Raw genomic sequence first — 15,926 nt, forward strand, 5'->3', positions numbered from 1 at the left:
GACGACCTCGTCCTGAATGAAGGCGGTCGAGGGCTGCTTGATCTCGTGAACAGGGATAGCGATGTTCTCCTGGACACTCGGGTCCCGAATGCACCGATGAGACTCGTGCAAGACCAGATGATAATCCCTCTCAGAAACCCACGTGACATCAACGTCCGTCTCACCGTCTAACTCGTCCTCTAAACTCTTTATTGCCCCCGCGCCGGCATACCCCGACCCGAGCACGACCACGTTCTCTGTCATACCGAGGACTCCGAAACCAACTGATACAAACCCTTTGAAATCCCTCTCAGCGGGGACAGGATTCTCCGGTGAGACTCGCCGCCATGCAAAATGATGCGATCCCGGTGACCGCAGGAAAACAATTCAAAAGACCAGTGACACGGACTAGTGTTCCGGCTCGCCCGCCGGTGCCCGCATATCGTCGATAGCGAGGATGAGTTTGTTGTTGGTGTCGTCCTTCCCTTCGAGGGTCCCGATAATCTGGAGCTTCGACAGCGGCGTCGGACCGACTGTCACTGAGTCACCCTCGTGGAATTCGGACATCGTGCCCTGCAGCTGAATCTCCGCACGGCACTCCTCGGGGTGGTGGACGCTGGTCAGGTCAATCTCTTCGACGTTCGAATGTTCGACAAGCTCGCCGTTGTGCCGAAGCGGGACCTCCGCGGCCTGGTCCATGTCCTGGATCTGGAGCGCGTCGTAGGCGTTGGCGGTGGGCTTGTACCCTCCCTTGGGGCCGGGGACGCCCTCGACAAGCTGCAGGGCTTTGAGACTCTGCATCTGGTTGCGAATCGTACCGGGATTTCGGTCGACCTTCTCGGCAATATCCTCGCCTTTGACAGCGCTTTCACTTTCCCGATAGAGATTTACCAGTTCCTGCAGAATGTTCTTTTGACTGGGTGTCAGTTCGATAGATGACATAATGTCCTGTTCGGTACAGCCGTCCTTAAATGCGACGGTAAACCGTCTGGAACCGTCTTAGAATCGCGGAAAACGTTAGTACTTTATTGCATCGCTGATCTGACATAGATATGGAAGGTAATCGCGTTTTGGTGACCGGCGGTGGGGGGTTTATCGGGGCAAACCTCGCGAACAAACTGGCCGAAAACAACGACGTTGTCGCCCTGGATGACGGCTACCTCGGCACGCCGGAAAACGTATCAGAAGACGTAGAGTACGTCGAGAAGAGTGTCCTCGATGACGACCTGCCGACTGACGTGGACGTGGTGTTTCACCTCGCAGCGCTCTCCTCCTACGCGATGCATGAGGACAACCCGACCCACGGCGCTCGCGTGAACGTCGAGGGGTTCGTCAACACTGTCGAGCAGGCCCGGGACGACGGCTGTGACACCGTTGTCTACGCCTCCACTTCCTCCATCTACGGCAGCCGGACCGACCCGTCGCCAGAGGACATGGACGTGACGGTCAACACCGGCTACGAGGCCTCGAAGATGGCCCGGGAGACGTACGCGGAGTACTTCCAGAACCACTACGACCTGACACTGGCCGGGATGCGCTTTTTTTCGGTGTATCAGGGCTACGGCGGCGCAGAGGAACACAAAGGGGAGTACGCCAACGTCATCGCGCAGTTCGCCGACGACCTGGCAAGCGGCGACGCACCGAAGCTGTACGGTGACGGCGAGCAGACCCGGGATTTCACCCACGTCGACGACATCGTCCGCGGGCTTGTTCTGGCCGCCGAACACGAACTAAACGGCGTGTACAACCTCGGTACTGGCGAGGCCTACGACTTTAACACGGTCGTCGAAATGCTGAACGATGAACTGGGAACGGACATCGAACCGGACTACGTCGAGAACCCGATCCCTGAGGACGTGTACGTCCACGACACCTGTGCTGACTTCTCGAAGATGCACGAGGCGACAGGCTGGGAACCTGAGATACGTTTCGAAGAAGGTATCGAACTAGTCTGTGCACCCTACACGTAGGGGCCGCTGAATATCGCTTGCCCAACGCTGGGTCTTTATTCGCCGCCCGTGGAGGCGACGGTATGCAACAACAGGTTCGTGTCCTCGGCGTCCCAATGGACCTCGGGGCCGACCGGCGTGGCGTCGACATGGGGCCGTCAGCGATACGGTACGGCGGCCTCGCTGACCAGCTGACAGATATCGGGATCGATTGCGTCGACGGCGGCGACATCGCCGTGCCGCGGCCGGAGGAACGCGACCCCGACGCCGGCGGCCTGAAAAGCGGTCACGCGAAGTTTTTCAGGGAGACGAAGGAAGTCTGTGAGGACGTGACGACGGCGGTCGATGCGACGCGCAGGGAAGGCCGGTTCCCGCTCGTTCTGGGTGGCGACCACTCGATCGGTATCGGAACCATGGCCGGCGCAGCCAGCGATGACGAGGAGCTGGGCGTCATCTGGTTCGACGCACACGGTGATTTCAACACACCGGAGACAACACCCAGCGGAAACATCCACGGGATGTCGCTGGCGGCCGTCCTCGGTCTCGGTGTGTTCTCCGACCACGAGTGGGCGCACACGCCAGCCGTGAGCGAAGAAAACGTCGTCATCGTCGGGCTGCGAGACGTGGACGACAGGGAACGTCGGCTGATCGAAGACAGCGATATCACGGCGTACACGATGTCGGATATCGACGCCCGGAGCGCACCGGCGGTCGTCGACGAGGCACTGGACATCGCGACCGACGGGACAGATGGGATTCACGTCTCACTCGACCTCGACTGGCTCGACCCGACGGAGGCCCCTGGCGTCGGGACACCGGTTCGTGGCGGCGTCTCCTACCGCGAGGCTCACATTGCGATGGAATACGTCGCTGAACAGCACGACCAGCTGCGGTCGATGGAACTGGTCGAGGTGAACCCGATTCTCGACGAACACAACCGCACTGCGGAACTGGCCTGTGAGCTCGTCGCCAGTGCCTTCGGCAAGCGCGTGCTGTAACTGCGACGGGGTCGCCGAAAACAGCGCGGCCGGAACCCGCTACTCGTCGGTGACAGCAGGAACGACCGTCACGCTCGCCACGCGGTCGTCGTCTTCGAGTCCCATAATCGTCACACCTTTCGTGTTCCGACCGACCTGGGACACGTCGCCGGCGCGGATACGCATGATCTGGCCCTGTTCGGACATGATGACCAGATGGTCCTCGTCTGTGACCGCCTTGGCCGTCGACACCCGACCGTTGCGGTCGTCGGTCTTGATATCGATGAGCCCCTTGCCGTACCGGGACTGCGTGCGGTACTCGTCGAGTTTGGTCCGCTTTCCGAAGCCGTGTTTCGTGACGGTCAGCAGCGACCGGGGGTCGTCGTCGTCAGTGGCGACCATCGCCGCAACCTTGTCGTCACCCTGTAGTTTGATGCCGTTGACACCGCGAGCCGAACGACCCATCTCGCTGACTTCGCTCTCACTGAAACGGATGGTCATCCCTGCCTCCGTGGCGATGACGAGGTCGCCGGTGCCGTCAGTGACATCGACGTCGATGAGTTCGTCGCCGTCTTCGAGTTTAGCGGCAATGATTCCCGTCGAGAGGATGTTCTCGAACTCCGAACAGCAGGTCCGCTTAACGTAGCCGTTCCGGGTCACCATCGTGATGCACTCATCGTCGCCGAACTCGTCGGTCGAGACGACGGCGGTCAGTTCCTCGTCGTCGTCCAGGTCGATGAGATTGATAGCGGACTTGCCCCGCGCAGTCCGAGACATCTCCGGGATCTCGTAGGTTTTGAGCCGGTAGACCTGCCCCTGATTGGTGAAACAGAGCAGGTAGTCGTGGCTGTTGGCCCGGAACACTTTCGAGACGCGGTCGTTCTCCTTGGGGTCGGCTCCGATGATCCCCTTGCCGCCGCGGTTCTGGGGGTCGAAGTTCTCGACCGGCATCCGCTTGATGTAGTCGTCCTCGGTGATGACGACGACGCAGTCTTCTTCAGGGATGAGGTCCTCGTGGGTGACCTGGCCCTCGTCCTCGATGATGCTCGTCCGGCGGTCGTCGTCGTACTCGTCTTTGACTTCCCGGAGTTCGTCGGCGATGACGCTGTCGAGCTTCTCGCGGCTGTTGAGGACGGATTCGAGGTAGTCAATCGTGTCCTGTACGTCCTCGTACTCCTCCTCGATTTCAGCCGCTTCCATCGAAGTGAGCGAGCCGAGTTGCATCCGGACGATGTGAGCGGCCTGCTCTTCGGAGAACTCGAAGGACTCCTGCAGACCGGCCCGAGCGGCATCGCGGTCCTCGCTGTCGCGGATCAGTTCGACCACGTCCTCGACGTTGTTCAGGGCCTTCAGCCGGCCTTCGAGGATGTGGGCGCGCTCCTCTGCCTCGGCGAGGTCGTACTCGGAGCGCCGACGGACGACTTCGCGGCGGTGGTCGATGTAGTGCTGGAGGCTCTCTTTCAGCGAGAGGACCTTCGGCTGACCGTCGACCAGCGCGAGGTTGATAACGCCGAAGGTGGATTCCAGATGATGGTCGAGCAGCCGGTTCTCGACCACGTCGATGTTTGCCCCACGCTTGAGTTCGACGACGATGCGGACGCCGTTGCGGTCGGACTCGTCGCGCAGGTCCGAGATGCCCTCGATTTTCCCCTCGTTCACGTCGTCGGCGATTCGCTCGACGACGCGGGCCTTATTCTCCTGATAGGGGAGTTCACTGATGACGATGCGACCCTCCTCGGGGTCGACTTCGTACTCTGCGCGAACCCGCAAACGGCCCCGGCCGGTCGCGTACGCCGAGTAGATGGCATCGCGGCCAACAATGTTGCCGCCGGTCGGGAAGTCCGGCCCCTTGACATGCTCCATCAGGTCCTCAACGGTGGCGTCGGGGTTTTCCAGCAGGTGGACCGTCGCGTCGACCAGTTCGCCGAGGTTGTGCGGCGGGATATTGGTCGACATGCCGACGGCAATCCCGGACGACCCGTTGAGCAGGAGGTTCGGGACCTTCGACGGCAGCACGTCGGGTTCCTGCAGGCGGTCGTCGTAGTTGCTGGAGAAATCGACTGTGTCTTTCTCGATGTCTTCAAGCAGTTCCTCGGCGATAGGGGCCATCCGTGCTTCCGTGTACCGCATGGCGGCCGCCGGGTCGCCGTCCATTGAGCCGAAGTTCCCCTGGCCGTCTATCAACGGATATCGCATCGAGAAGTCCTGTGCCATCCGGACGAGCGTGTCGTAGATGGCCGAGTCGCCGTGTGGGTGGTAGTCACCCATCGTGTCCCCGACAATCGAGGAGGACTTCCGGTGGGCGGTGTTCGAGGAGACGCCCATCTCGTGCATCGCATAGAGGATACGCCGATGAACGGGTTTGAGTCCGTCCCGAACGTCTGGGAGCGCCCGACCCGCGATGACCGACATCGCGTAGTCGATGTAGGACTGCTCCATCTCGTCCTCGATGCGGACGTGCTTGATCTGCTCTGCCGGGGCGTTCGCGTCGTTAGCGTCGGAACTCATATGTCGACCCACTCCGCTTCAGGCGAGTGCTCCTTGATAAACTCCTTGCGCGGTTCGACAGCGTCGCCCATCAGGATATTGAACATCTTGTCCGCGGCTGCGGCGTCCTCGATGGTTATCTGCTTGAGAATCCGGTTGTCGGGGTTCATCGTCGTCTCCCAGAGCTGGTCGGGGTTCATCTCACCGAGGCCCTTGAACCGCTGGACCTGCGTGGGGTTCCCGTCACACTTCTCCTCGATGATTGTGTCGCGCTCCGCGTCCGTCATCGCGTCGTAGGTGTTCCCGCGGTAGCGAATTCGGTACAGGGGCGGCTGGGAGGCGTACACGTAGCCTGCTTCCAGCAGCGGCTTCATGTGCCGATAGAACAGCGTCAACAGGAGCGTCCGGATGTGTGCTCCGTCGACGTCCGCGTCCGTCATCAGGATTATTTTTTCGTAACGCAGGTCGTCGATGTCGAACTCGTCGCCGATACCGGTCCCCAGCGCGGTGATGAGGTTCCGTATCTCGTTGTTCTCAAGAATCCGGTCTAGCCGGTGTTTCTCGACGTTCAGAATCTTCCCCTTGATCGGGAGGATGGCCTGGAAATCCGGGTTGCGGCCCTGTTTGGCGCTGCCACCCGCGGAGTCACCCTCGGCGATGAACAGTTCGGCTTCCTCGGGGTCCCGCGTCTGGCAGTCGGCCAGCTTTCCGGGCAGTGCGGTCGAGTCGAGCGCAGACTTCCGGCGGGTGAGTTCCTCGGCCTTCTGTGCGGCCTTCCGTGCCTTCGCGGCCTCGACGGCCTTGCCGACGATGGCTTCGGCCGTGTCGGGATTTTCCTCGAAGAAGGTCGCAAGTCCGTCGTGCATCGCCGATTCGACGATGCCGCGGACCTCGCTGTTGCCGAGCTTGGTCTTGGTCTGCCCTTCAAACTGTGGGTCGGGGTGTTTAACAGAAATGACAGCCGTCAGCCCTTCGCGGATGTCGTCGCCTTTGAGTGTATCATCCAGATCTTTCAGTAGATTATTGTCGGTCGCGTAGTCGTTGACCACCCGTGTCAGCGAGGTTTTGAATCCTGTGAGGTGTGTCCCGCCCTCGCGCGTGTTGATGTTGTTAGCGAAGGCGTGGATCGAACCTTGCAGGTCATCTGTCCCCTGCATGGCGATTTCGACCTGGACCGGCCCTTCCGCGATCTCCTCTTCGTCCTCGAAATAAATGATATCTCGGTGGAGCGGGTCCTTGGTCTCGTTCAAGTACTCGACGAACTCACGGATGCCACCGTCGTAGGCAAACGTCTCCGTGTCACCGTCGCGTTCATCGTGGATAGAGATGGCGACGCCGGAGTTGAGGAAAGCGAGTTCCCGCAGTCGGGACGAAAGCGTCGAGAACTTGAACTCGCCGGTCTCGAAGATTTCGTCGTCGGGCCAGAACCGGACCGTCGTGCCCGTCTCCTCGTCGGGTTCGAGGTCGCGGACCTTCTTGAGGTCGTACTCCGGTTTACCGTGGTCGAAACGCTGCTTCCAGAGCGCGCCGTCGCGCCTGACTTCGACTTCGAGCCACTTGGAGAGGGCGTTGACCACGCTCACCCCGACCCCGTGGAGGCCACCGGAGACCTGGTAGGACTTGTTGTCGAATTTTCCACCAGCGTGGAGAATCGTCATTACCACCTCGACGGCCGGACGGCCGTGTTCTTCGTGGGTATCGACGGGGATGCCTCGTCCATCGTCGCTGACAGAGACGGAGCCGTCGTCGTGAATCGTTACGTCGATGTTGTCACAGTAGCCGGCGAGCGCCTCGTCGATCGCATTGTCGACCACCTCGTAGACGAGATGATGGAGGCCGCGAGCGTCCGTCGACCCGATATACATCGCGGGTCGCTTCTGGACGGCTTCCAGCCCTTCGAGGGTCTGGATCGACTTTGCGCCGTACTCATCAGACTCTCCTGACATAGGAACTTACCAGTTCTAATAGAGGGGCACGTATAAAGCTCCCGCACGCGCGCGGGGCCGCGGTTTCGGGGATAGCGTTCACTTTCACTCCGGTGGCGATTACCTTTTAACCCCGACGCGGGTACGTACCGCACGACAATGACCTCGTATCAGTCGCGACTCGGCGAGGGCGAGGGGATCGCCGAGGAGTTGGCCGAATCCCAGCGGGCCATCTCCATCGCCGAGTTCTTCGAGAAGAACAAGCATATGCTGGGCTTCGACTCGGAGGCCCGGGCGCTCGTCACGGCTGTCAAGGAAGCCGTCGACAACGCGCTCGACGCCTGCGAGGAGGCCGGTATCCTCCCCGATATCTACGTCGAGATTCAGGAGGCCGGGGATTACTACCGGCTGGTCGTCGAGGACAACGGGCCCGGTATCACGAAAGAGCAGGCCCCGAAAATCTTCGGAAAGCTCCTCTATGGCTCCCGCTTCCACGCCAGAGAGCAGAACCGCGGCCAGCAGGGGATCGGAATCTCTGCGGCGGTCCTCTACTCGCAACTGACCTCCGGCAAGCCCGCGAAGATAACCTCCCGGCCGAAGGGCCAGGACGAGGCACAGTACTTCGAACTCATCGTCGACACGGACACCAACGAACCCGAGATCAGCGTCGACGAGACGACGACGTGGGAGCGCCCTCACGGGACCCGGATCGAACTGGAGATGGAGGCCAACATGCGCGCCCGCTCGACGCTGCGGGACTACATCCAGGACACCGCCGTCGTCAACCCTCACGCCCGCATCGAGTTCGACGAACCGGGGCTGGACGAGTCCCTGAAGTTCGAGCGCGCGGAAGGTGCGGACCTTCCCGACGAGACCGAAGAAATCCGCCCGCACCCCCACGGCGTCGAACTCGGGACCCTGCTGAAGATGCTCGAAGCCACCGACTCCTACTCCGTCTCGGGGTTCATGCAGGAGGAGTTCACCCGCGTGGGCGGCAAGACCGCCGACAGCGTCATCGCGAACTTCAACGACCGCCACTACGGCCGCGGCATGGCCTGGCAGCCGCCGAAAGTCGGCGAGGACGCGGACATCGAGGCCGCTGTCGAGGACGCCGTGGCGAACAAAGGCGCTGAAACCACGGCGACCTTCGCCGCCGCCGTTTCCGAGGCGATTCACGACCGCGCCCGGGTCGCGTACCACGAGGTCGAAGCCATCGTCGATTCGGCGGCCGAAGACGCCGAGGCCGACGGCGACACCACGTTCGGCGCGACAGTTCGAGAAAACGCCGTCGAGGCCGCTTGGGATGCCGTCAGTGATACCCTGTCGAGCGACCTCTACACCCTCATCGACGACGTAACGACGAAACGCAAAGACGACGCGGTAGTCGAGGGGCTGGCGAGCCGGTTGGCCGACAAGTTCGCCGACGAGGGCCGCCACCGACTGACCCGCGACGAACTCCGGGAGTACGTCGACCGCGCGGCCGACATGACCGAGGAGCAGGACGACGCCACCTTCGGCGAGACGGCCCGCGAGAACGTGCTGGAGGTACTCTGGACCGCGGCCGTGAACATCCCGGAGGACCCGCCGAAGGTAGACGACATCGCCGCCGACCGCGATACGGCGAGTCAGTTGCTGTCGGCGATGCGCGAGACGGACATCATCGCGCCGCCGACGGACTGTCTCTCCCCCATCAGCGCGGAACTCGTCGAGGAAGGCCTCCGGAAGGAGTTCGACGCGGACTTCTACGCCGCCTCGACGCGTGACGCGTCAGTCCACGGCGGCGACCCGTTCATCGTCGAGGCCGGCATCGCCTACGGCGGCGAACTGGAGGCCGAGGGTAGCGTCGACGTGATGCGTTTCGCCAACCGCGTACCGCTGGTGTACCAGCGCGGTGCCTGTGCAACCACAGACGTGGTCAAGTCCATCCGCTGGCGCAACTACAACCTCGACCAGCCCGGCGGCTCCGGCATCCCGAAGGGGCCGGCTGTCATCATGGTCCACGTCGCCTCGACGAACGTGCCCTTCACCAGTGAGTCCAAGGACGCCATCGCCAACGTCCCCGAGATGGAAGACGAAATCGAACTCGCCATCCGGGAGGCCGCCCGCGAACTCAAGAGCTACCTGAACAAGCGCCAGTCGATGCAACAGCGCCGCGAGAAACAGGACAAACTGGCGACCATCCTGCCGGAGATGGCCGAGAAGCTCACCGAAGTGACCGGCAACGACGACCTGCACATCGACGACTCGCTGGCCCGCATCATGAACAACGTGCTCGTCGAGCGCGAAATCGAGGACGGCACCGTCCGCGTGACCGTCGAGAACAACGACGACACGAACGCCGACATCGACCTGACCGACATCGTCACTGCCGAGCCACAGGACACGAACGGCGCGACCGTCGTCGAGATGGACGGCGAGTGGTTCGTCAAGTGGTCGCCGACGGTGGCGGCCGGCGAGACCGCTGTTCTCGAATACAGCGTCCCCGACGAGGCCGAGTTCACCGTCTCGGTCGACGGCGTCGAAGAGGAGAAACTCACGGTGAACGCCTGATATGAGCACCGACTCAGACACCACACCCGACACCGAGGAAGCGCGCGAGCAACTCATCGACCTCGCGGCGGACTTCTACGACCAGTTCGCCGACGGCGAGGTGCCGACGATGACCATTCCAACCCGGACCAAGTCGAACATCGTCTTCGACGAGGACGAGCAGGTCTGGGTGTACGGCGACCGGAACTCCACGCGGTCGGCCAAGACGATATCCGGGGCCGAGAAGATTCTGAAGGCCGTCTATACCATCGACTTCCTCTCACAGCAACTGGAGGAAGACCGCTCGTCGACCCTGCGTGAACTGTACTACCTCTCGGAATCCTGGGACCTCGACGAGGCCCAGTTCAACACGCAGGACGAGTCGAACAACCTCATCGAGGACCTCGAAATCGTCTCCGACGTCAAACGCGAGGACTTCCACATGCGCCCGGAAGAATCCGGCGCGAAGGTGATGGGGCCGCTACTCCTCCGCGAGCAGACCAACCGCGGCGACCGCGAGATTCACTGTCAGGACGACGTGGGGCAGGGCGGCTACCAGATTCCGAACAACCCCGACACCATCGAGTTCCTCGACAACGACGCGGAGTTCGTCCTCTGCGTGGAGACCGGCGGGATGCGGGACCGCCTCGTCGAGAACGGCTTCGACGACGAGTACGATGCCCTCGTCGTCCACCTCGGCGGCCAGCCCGCGCGGGCGACCCGGCGGCTCATCAAACGGCTCCACGACGAACTGGACCTCCCGGTCACGGTGTTCACTGACGGTGACCCGTGGTCGTACCGCATCTTCGGGTCGGTCTCCTACGGCTCCATCAAGAGCGCGCACCTCTCGGAGTACCTGGCGACCCCCGAGGCCCAGTTCATCGGCATCCGCCCGGAGGACATCGTTGAATACGAACTGCCGACGGACCCCCTGTCGGACTCCGACGTCAACGCCCTAGAGAGCGAACTTGAGGACCCGCGCTTCCAGACTGATTTCTGGGAAGAACAGATCGAGCTCCAGCTCGACATCAACAAGAAGGCCGAGCAGCAGGCGCTCGCTTCTCGGGGCCTCGACTTCGTGACGGAGACATACCTGCCCGAGCGGCTGGACGAGATGGGTATCCTCTGATTAGGTCTCGTCAAGTACGACCGGAGCGCCGCGTTTTGCGACGTCGTCGGCGAACGCGCCCGAGTCGGCTTCCAGAGACTCGAACGTGTTGTAGTGCATCGGGAGCACGAGGTCCGGGTCCATCGCCTCGGCCAGCTCGGCGGCTTCGTGGCGGTTCATCGTGAAGTTCTTGGCGATAGAGGGGACGAACAGCGAGACGTCGAGTTCGGCGTGGCCGTCCAGCACGTCGGTGTCGCCGGGCCAGAACACGCGCGTGTCGTCCAGCGAGACGAGGAACCCACAGCCGATACCCTTCGGGTGAATCGGGTTGCCGTCGTCTTTCACATTCCGGCCGTCCTCGTGGTTGTACGCCGGCATGGTCCAGATGGGCACGTCGTCGACTAACACGTCGGCTTCCATCGACACTTTGCGGACCTCGTAGTCGAGGTCAGCGAGGCGGTCGAGGTCACGGTCGGTCGCGTGGACGTTGATACCCTCGAAGGCGACGACGGTGGCGTCCTCGCCCGCGACGCGGCGGATGCCGTCGGGGTCGTAGTGGTGGATGTGGGTCACACAGACGATGTCGCCGTCATTCGGGGCGTAGTCCCGCGTCGGCGGATGGCCGACGCCGGGCGTGTCCGGTTCCCACTCGCCGGTGAGCACGCCGTAGCGGCCGGGGTCGAAGTAGACGACCGTGTCATCGCCTTCCAGCCGCAGCGTCGCGTAGCCGAGCCACTCGGCGGTGATGCCGTCGTGTCTGACTGTCATGTACGGGCGTTCTCGGAGCGGCCCATTACGCGTGTCGGTCCGTCCCAGTCTCGACGGTCTTACTGGGACTCGGCCAGCCGCTCGACCCGTTCGAGCGAGTCGGCGTCGGCGGGCGTCTTGTCCTCGCGGACCGAGAGGAACCGGGGGAACCGGAGCGCGTAGCCCGAGTCGTAGGACTGGGAGGCCTGTATCTCCTCGTAGCCGACCTCGAAGACGACCGCCGGGGTGAGCGCCACGTCGCGCCCGTCCTCGGCGCGGACGTGTGGCTCGAACCGCTCGGTCAGGTCGTCCAGTTCCTCGTCGGTGATACCGGTCGCGACGTTGCCGACGGTGGCGTAGCCGTCGTCGGTCCGGACCGAGAGTTCGAACGACCCGAGGACGTTCGCCCGGCGGCCCTCGCCCCACTCCGCGCCGGTGACGACGCAATCCAGGGTCTCCACGTCGGGCTTGCGCTTGCGCCAGTGCTTGCCCCGCTTGCCGGGCGAGTACGCCGCTGTCGGGTCCTTCAGCATGATGCCCTCCTGACCGGCGGCGAGGGCCGCGGCCTCCAGGTCCTCGATTTCCTCGGGGTCGCCGGACAGCCACATCTCAGAGACGGCGTCGCTCCCGTCGGGGAACAGCGATTCGAGGCGGTCGTGGCGCGTCTCCAGCGGCGCGTCCAGCAGGTCCTCACCGTCGGCGTGCAGGCAGTCGAAGGCGTGCAGGCGGACCGCCACGTCCTCGCGGGCCGCGGCCACGTCGTGTTTCCGGCGGAACCGCCGCAGCACTTCCTGAAACGGGAGCGGGTCGCCGTTGGCGTCGACCGCGACCACCTCGCCGTCGAGGATTGCCGGGGCGTCGAGCGCCGCCTCGACGGCTTCGACCACCTCCGGCAGCGGGTCGGTGACTTCCTCCATGTTCCGCGAGAACAGCCGGGCGGTTTCGCCGTCGAAGTGGACCTGCACGCGAGCGCCGTCGTACTTCCACTCGACGGCGGCGCGGTCCCAGTCTTCGAGCGCGCCGGCGACTGTCCCGGCCTGGGCCAGCATCGCCTGGACCGGGCGGCCGATTTCCAGCGTGATGGTCGCCAGTCCCGCCTCGCCCTCGTCGCGGGCCATCTCGGCGACCGTGCCGTAGTCGTTCGACACCTGGACGGCCCGTTCGACGGCGTCGACCGGCACGTCGAAGGCGGCCGCGACGGCGTCCCGGACGGTCCCCTCGCCGACGCCGATGCGCATCTCCGAGAGGACGAGCCGGGCGAGGTAGCTCGCTTCCGTCGGCGAGCACCGCGAGAACAGGCCAAAGAGGATGTCGACTTTCGTCCCCTGGCTCCCGCTGCCATCGACGGCGGCCAGGTCCCGTAGCTCGGCGTCGAGTTCCGCGACGGTCAGCGCGGCGGTCCCGCCGGCACCGAACGCGGCGAGGCCCTGCTGGCCGCCGAGGTCGTAGCTGGCCGCGACGGCCCCGATTTCGCCCATGTCGGCGAGGCGCTCCTCCACGTCGTCAGCGCTGATATTCTGGCCCGCTGCTCGGGCAATCGCCTCGTAGCAAAGCCGCGGCCCGATGTCGAGCGTGCGCGACTCGTAGGCCGGGAACACCCGGCCCTGGACGAAGCGAGCGAGCGTCGAGAGGTCCGATCCCGCATCGGTGAACAGGTCAGTGACCGCCTCCGTAATCGCGGTATCGGCACTCTCGGCTTCGATTGCGTCGGCCCGGTCGGCGAAGGCGGCAAACTCCATCAGCGCCTCCTACCCGATTGGGCACCGTAAATCCAGCGTCACTCGACCGTGTACTCGACGGTGACGTTCTCGCCGGCCGTCGACGACGCATACGGTCGGTCCGGCGACCCCGAAGTGTCGCTGACGGGATAGTCGAGTTGCTGGTTCCCGTTGGTGTCCTGATGGGCGACGAGCACGAGCGACTGGCCGGTCGACGGCGGCCTGTCCAGCGTTATCTGGACATCGCTGTGGGACCCCGACGAGAGATACTCAGAGGTCCCGAGCACTCTACCGTCCGCTTCGAACTCCCGGACAACAATGAACCCGCCCTCTGACAGCGATGCCGATTCGACCGTTATTTGATCACCGGAAACAGCAGGGCTGGTGACCGTCATCGACGCAACCGGCGAGGAGAGGAGAATGAAGGCGACGTAGGCGACGCCCAGCAAAATCGCGGCGTGTTTCGCGCCGTCCTTGAGCGTCCCTTCACCCAGTTGGCCGCCGATGAAGCCGGTGAGAACTGCTTGAATGAGAGCAGTGTGGAAGAACACGAGCGTGTACGCGGCCTTGTCGACGCGCCCGAAGCGAGCGAACTGGTCGACGCCGACGCCGAGGCGGTTCGACTCGCCGGCCGGCGTCGGCACGCTGGAGGGCAGACTCGGGACGAGCACTTCCTGTACAGCGACGATGATGACCAGAAACACCAGGAAGGCGACGTAGATGACGACGAGGTAAGTGAGCATCTGCTGGCGTCGCCGCCGTTTCAGCCGGAGGTCGGCCCGTGACTGGGTCGCCGCGATGCGAAACACCGGGCCGAGCTGGCCCGAGGCGTGCATCGCGTGAGTCAGCAGGGTCACGATGCGCGTTATCGCCGTCGTCTGGACGCGGCGGCCGAACCGGACCAAGGCGTCAGTGACGTTCGCGCCCATCCGGATGTCGGCCCAGATGCGGTGCATCTCCTGTGTGAGGACGCCGATGTCACTGCCCCGGACCCGTCGGAGGCTCTCCACGACGGTCATCCCCGCCTCGTTCAGGCTCGCCAGCCGTTCGAGCAGGTCGGGTGTCGCGTTCTCGATACGTGAGAGCCGCTGGGTGTAGACGAACCGCACCAGCGCAAATGGCCCCAGAACCAGCAGGAGCGACTGGATAACGAGATCGTCGAGAATGCGGACGTTGATAGACGAGGTCTGAAACGCCGCAGGGGCGCGGAGGAGCAGTAGCACCACAGCGACTGGGACGGCGAGGTAGAGGACGTACACCGGGTTCCAGACGAGCGACTGGATCGGGGAGCTGAGCAGGTCCCGAAGCGATTTGACGCGGTCGTAGAACCGCAGTCGGAGCCAGTTCGCTTCGTCGGCCGGGACGACGCCGCTGTCGGGCAGGCCGAGACGGCCGGAGGCGAAACTGGGCTTGCCGAGCGACGCCGTTTCGTAGCGCTCTAGAACGTCCGTCGTGCCGGCGCTCCCGATGCCGAGCGACTGGAGCTTGATATCCAAGTACACCATGAACCCGACGTTGGCGAGCGGGATGACGAGATACGCCATCATCTGTAACAGCCAGAGGGTGTCCGTCGTCGTCAGGCCGAACACGAGCAGAATCGTCATCAGGAAGAGCACGGCGGCGACGAACACGGTGACGTACGCCTCGGCGACCGTGGCCAGCCGTTCGAGCAGATCCTCCTGGCGTTCGGCGGCCTCCTCCTGATGGCGCTCGTACTGCTCGCGGAGGAACGGGGCCAGCGACTGGCCGCTCTGGAGGACGCTGGAGAGGTTCTCGGTGAACGTCTTGAACTGTTCGCTGGGGGTCCGCCGGGAGACATGTTCGAGCGCCGTGATCATGTCCCGGCCGAACAGGTCCATCTCCCTGACGGCGACACCGACTTCCCTCGCCGTGTCGCCGTAGATTTCCTGATTTCGGGCCAGTACACGCATCACGTCCGGGAAGGACATCCCACCACGGGACAGCGCGTACATGAAGGCGATAGTGCGGGCCATCCCCTCGTCGATGTTCCGGCTCCGCACATCCGCCTGATTCTTGAGCCGCTCCCAGCGGTAGAGGTACGCGAGTCCGGCCGTTACTGCGCCGGAAAGCACGCCGCCGCCGATGAGGATGTACAGCGTCTGTGTCGGCGTCAACACGAGCTCAAACGTCCGCAGGCCGAAGGCGGTCACCATCGTCGAGGGGAGTCTCTGCGCAAGCTCCACCAGCGCCGGCAGAATCAACAGCAGGCCGCCGATAGCGTACGCGCCGGTTATCGCTCCCGAAACAGCACCAGCACAGGCGTACACCAGCGTTCTGGCGGCGTAGCCGCGGTAGGTCTCGTCGACGTATGCGGCTTCGAGCTGGCGTTCCCGCTCGGGCGACTGTCCCACATACCGACCGAAAAGCCGTCGGGACAGCCGCGTGACGTTGCGGTCGAAGCGCTCGTTGACCGTGCTGTAGCCGATAAGCCCGAGAATCCCAACGACGACGGCGAGCGGTGCCAGACCGAGCGGATTCAGCGCCAT

At 63.6% G+C, this 15,926-nt stretch carries 10 protein-coding genes and 1 pseudogene; 4 read left to right on the top strand and 7 right to left on the bottom strand.

The genetic code is table 11. From position 1 onward, the window contains the following. Positions 1-243, bottom strand: a pseudogene (locus D3D01_RS00005) (NAD(P)/FAD-dependent oxidoreductase); the annotation flags it as partial. 144 nt (positions 244-387) lie between these two features. Next, positions 388-921 (bottom strand): Rrf2 family transcriptional regulator, encoded by a 534-nt coding sequence (locus D3D01_RS00010; protein ID WP_004515710.1) that lies wholly within the window; start codon positions 919-921, stop codon positions 388-390. Between the two features lie 110 nt (positions 922-1,031). Between D3D01_RS00010 and D3D01_RS00015 the strand changes: the two genes are divergently transcribed. After that, the gene (locus D3D01_RS00015) at positions 1,032-1,949 is read left to right on the top strand and encodes an NAD-dependent epimerase/dehydratase family protein (RefSeq protein WP_121510832.1); all 918 of its coding nucleotides are present in this window, start codon (positions 1,032-1,034) and stop codon (positions 1,947-1,949) included. Between the two features lie 62 nt (positions 1,950-2,011). Beyond that, positions 2,012-2,926, top strand: coding sequence for an arginase (gene rocF / locus D3D01_RS00020; RefSeq protein ID WP_121510833.1), 915 nt, complete (start codon positions 2,012-2,014; stop codon positions 2,924-2,926). A 39-nt stretch (positions 2,927-2,965) separates the two neighbouring features. Here rocF and gyrA read toward each other — a convergent pair whose 3' ends face one another. Both gyrA and gyrB read right to left on the bottom strand, forming a co-directional pair. After that, positions 2,966-5,413 (bottom strand): DNA gyrase subunit A, encoded by a 2,448-nt coding sequence (gyrA, locus tag D3D01_RS00025; RefSeq protein WP_121510834.1) that lies wholly within the window; start codon positions 5,411-5,413, stop codon positions 2,966-2,968. Then, a complete protein-coding gene (gene gyrB / locus D3D01_RS00030) occupies positions 5,410-7,338 on the bottom strand; it encodes a DNA topoisomerase (ATP-hydrolyzing) subunit B (protein ID WP_101349794.1) in 1,929 nt (642 codons plus the stop codon). Before gyrB ends, gyrA begins: the two co-directional genes overlap by 4 nt. A 138-nt stretch (positions 7,339-7,476) precedes the next feature. On the opposite strand from gyrB, the gene D3D01_RS00035 reads away from it, so the two are divergent. Together D3D01_RS00035 and D3D01_RS00040 are read left to right on the top strand one after the other, a co-directional pair. Continuing rightward, a complete protein-coding gene (locus D3D01_RS00035; RefSeq protein ID WP_121510835.1) occupies positions 7,477-9,867 on the top strand; it encodes a DNA topoisomerase VI subunit B in 2,391 nt (796 codons plus the stop codon). A 1-nt stretch (position 9,868) separates the two neighbouring features. Next, a complete protein-coding gene (locus D3D01_RS00040) occupies positions 9,869-10,975 on the top strand; it encodes a DNA topoisomerase IV subunit A (RefSeq protein ID WP_121510836.1) in 1,107 nt (368 codons plus the stop codon). Here the strand turns inward: D3D01_RS00040 and D3D01_RS00045 are convergent, their stop codons facing one another. The 3 genes from D3D01_RS00045 to D3D01_RS00055 are packed head-to-tail and all read right to left on the bottom strand — an operon-like array spanning position 10,976 to position 15,926. After that, the gene (locus D3D01_RS00045; protein ID WP_121510837.1) at positions 10,976-11,722 is read right to left on the bottom strand and encodes an MBL fold metallo-hydrolase; all 747 of its coding nucleotides are present in this window, start codon (positions 11,720-11,722) and stop codon (positions 10,976-10,978) included. 59 nt (positions 11,723-11,781) lie between these two features. Further along, a complete protein-coding gene (ligA, locus tag D3D01_RS00050) occupies positions 11,782-13,440 on the bottom strand; it encodes an ATP-dependent DNA ligase LigA (protein ID WP_121510838.1) in 1,659 nt (552 codons plus the stop codon). A gap of 38 nt (positions 13,441-13,478) precedes the next feature. Beyond that, on the bottom strand, positions 13,479-15,926 hold the full coding sequence (locus tag D3D01_RS00055) for a type II secretion system F family protein (protein WP_121510839.1): 2,448 nt from the start codon (positions 15,924-15,926) through the stop codon (positions 13,479-13,481).

The organism is Haloarcula sp. Atlit-7R (assembly GCF_003666065.1).
Lineage (GTDB): Archaea > Halobacteriota > Halobacteria > Halobacteriales > Haloarculaceae > Haloarcula > Haloarcula taiwanensis.